Source organism: Psychrobacter sp. I-STPA6b (assembly GCF_020662265.1).
In the GTDB taxonomy this organism is placed as follows: Bacteria; Pseudomonadota; Gammaproteobacteria; order Pseudomonadales; family Moraxellaceae; genus Psychrobacter.
The window spans coordinates 1-473 of record NZ_VEWM01000119.1; the positions used below are offsets into that span (position 1 = coordinate 1).

1 protein-coding gene is annotated in these 473 nt (G+C 52.0%); it reads left to right on the forward strand.

The window, feature by feature from the left end; all coding sequences use genetic code 11:
* A partial coding sequence (locus tag FHK88_RS12315; RefSeq protein ID WP_264480681.1) for a sugar phosphate nucleotidyltransferase occupies nt 1–473 on the forward strand: 473 nt, incomplete at both ends.

The window sequence follows — 473 nt, forward strand, 5'->3', positions numbered from 1 at the left end:
GCACCGCAGATGCGGTCACCCAAAACCTCGATATTATCCGCCGTTATAAAGCGGAATACGTGGTGATCCTGGCGGGCGACCATATCTACAAGCAAGACTACTCGCGTATGCTTATCGATCACGTCGAAAAAGGCGCACGTTGCACCGTTGCTTGTATGCCAGTACCGATTGAAGAAGCCTCCGCATTTGGCGTTATGGCGGTTGATGAGAACGATAAAATTATCGAATTCGTTGAAAAACCTGCTAACCCGCCGTCAATGCCGAACGATCCGAGCAAATCTCTGGCGAGTATGGGTATCTACGTCTTTGACGCCGACTATCTGTATGAACTGCTGGAAGAAGACGATCGCGATGAGAACTCCAGCCACGACTTTGGCAAAGATTTGATTCCCAAGATCACCGAAGCCGGTCTGGCCTATGCGCACCCGTTCCCGCTCTCTTGCGTACAATCCGACCCGGATGCCGAGCCGTAC